This is a genomic window from Waterburya sp., assembly GCF_058530065.1.
In genome coordinates this window covers 1-2419 of record NZ_JBZNBU010000401.1, presented here as the reverse complement: position 1 = coordinate 2419, position 2419 = coordinate 1, and the positions used below count along the sequence as shown (strand labels likewise).

General features: G+C 43.4%; 2 protein-coding genes. Both read left to right on the top strand.

Annotated features, from left to right (window positions below):
- Positions 1 to 840 (top strand): 4-helix bundle domain-containing protein (locus AC33VI_RS22835; RefSeq protein ID WP_491784562.1); only part of this gene is annotated, 840 nt, incomplete at its 5' end.
- A 95-nt stretch (positions 841 to 935) separates the two neighbouring features.
- A complete protein-coding gene (stpA, locus tag AC33VI_RS22830; RefSeq protein ID WP_491784561.1) occupies positions 936 to 2231 on the top strand; it encodes a glucosylglycerol 3-phosphatase in 1296 nt (431 codons plus the stop codon).
- Positions 2232 to 2419 lie beyond the last annotated feature (188 nt).

Genomic DNA, 2419 nt, shown 5'->3' with positions numbered 1-2419 from the left:
GCTGAAGGCGGTGAAGGTGCTGAAGGCGGTGAAGGTGCTGAAGGCGGTGAAGGTGCTGAAGGCGGTGAAGGTGCTGAAGGCGGTGAAGGTGCTGAAGGCGGTGAAGGTGCTGAAGGTGGCGAAGGTGCTGAAGGTGGTGAAGGTGCTGAAGGTGGCGAAGGTGCTGAAGGCGGTGAAGGTGCTGAAGGCGGCGAAGCTGCGGTAGACACTGGAGATGCGGATGTAGATTACATGACTGTTTTAGGTTTAATGAAAGGTCATTTAATGGCAGCGGAAGAGTTGATTGCCGTAGGAAACTATGAAGAAGCCGAACCCCACATCGGTCATCCCGTAGAAGAACTATATAGCGATATTGAAACAGTGTTGCCAGAAAAAGGGGCAGAAGATTTTAAACCTACCTTAACCGAATTGCATGATTTAATTAAATCTGCTCCAGAATCTCCTGAAATATCAACTCTGTTTACAGAAGTAGAAATTTCTATTGATGATGCGATCGCCGTTTTGCCCGAAGAACAATTAAATTCTCCCGAATTTGTCTTAGATGCGATCGTTGAAATGTTGAAAAATGCAGCAGCAGAATATGAAGCAGCGATTGTTGATAATCAATTTGTCGAGATTGTTGAATATCAAGACTCTAGAGGTTTTGTAAATTATGCTGATGAACTATATCAAACTGTTGCCGAGCAACACAGCCAAGCTAACCCCGAAGGACATCAAGTTATTCTCGACAGTTTAGCCGAACTCAAAACAGCCTGGCCTTCCATCGAAACTCCAGAAGCACCTTTAAAAGAGCCTTCGGAAATTTATGGTTTGGTTTCTCAAATTGAGTTTAATAAATAGTTAGTTAGTAGGGGCGGTTCGTGAACCGCCCCTACTTGTTAATGGGATCGGATAGGTGGTATTCCTTCTTATAGAAGAATTCAATATATGCCCTCATGTCCGTCCGAGATATTCCCTGGAAGTTACACGAGAGTTCCTTATCTCTCGATCGCCAAAGTTTGAGTCAAATGCTAGTCGATCGCGAGAATATTTTACTCGTTCAAGATCTCGATGGGGTATGTATGGGGTTGGTTAAAGATCCTCTCACCAGAACCATCGAGTCTCGCTATCTAGAAGCAGCCAAGGCTTTTGGCAAGCATTTTTATGTTTTAACTAACGGCGAACATATTGGCAAGCGAGGAGTGAACAATATAATTGACAAGGCTCTAGGTAGCGATCGCACAGCCAGGGAAAAAGGTCTATATCTCCCAGGTTTGGCTGGTGGTGGCGTACAGTGGCAAGATAGCTATGGCAATGTTTCCCATCCTGGAACTAGCGACCGCGAAATGGCTTTTTTGTCTACCGTACCCGATAAAATTGCAGTCTGTTTGAGGGAATTGGGCAAAGAATTAAAATATGGCTTAGATGAAAGCAAGTTAGAAGAATATATTCAAGCGACTGTCTTGGATAACAAAGTATCTCCAACGGCGAATTTAAACGTCTTCCACGAAGTATTTAAAGATCTTCCCGAACTATATGCCGACTTGCAACAAGAAATCAAAGCCTTAATGGATCGTTTGCTAGCAGAAGCTAGAGAACAAGGTTTGGCTGACTCCTTTTTCGTTCACTACGCTCCTAACTTGGGCAGAGATAACAACGGGCAAGAAATCATGCAGCCAGCCCAAGGAAAAGATTCGGGGACGACCGATTTTCAATTTATGTTGCGGGGAGGAATCAAAGAAGTCGGCGTACTAGTAATTCTCAATCACTACTATTATTTGCAGACGGGTAACTATCCTCTAGGGCAAGAATTCAACGCCCGCCAAGCACCCAAAGAAAAAAGTTCGTTGCTCAAACTCGCCCGAGATAATTTCGATCCTGCCATTATGCCGACTATAGTTGGGGTTGGAGATACGGTTACCAGTAAAGCTGTCGAAAATGGCGATCGCCTGGAATTTAAACGAGGGGGAAGCGATCGCGGTTTCTTGGAATTGATTCAAGCATTAGGTAAAGAATTTAATTCGGGTAATATCATTGTCTATATAGATAGCAGTGGTGGAGAAGTTAAAAACCGCAAACCTTTGAGATTAGATCGTTCTAATCCCGATAACATTAAAGTCATAGAAGGTGTAGGCGATCCGAGAGATACCGAAGATCCCTTAACCCTAAATCTTGTTTTTCCTGGAGGACATGAAGAATATATCGATTTCTTCTGCCAGACTGCTAACAATCGAATTAAAAGCGATCGCTAAGAGACTGTTTGTAAACAAAAGATAAAAATTTAAGATGACTGGGTGACTGGGGGACCTTTCAAGGGTATGTTTTTAAGATTCATCCAGGGGCTGGAGAAAAATCGGGAATAAAGCTGCCTTTAGGTAAAGGCATTCCCTTAATCACAGATGCTAAAATCACCAAAAAGCCTCGTCGGAAACAACTTAAT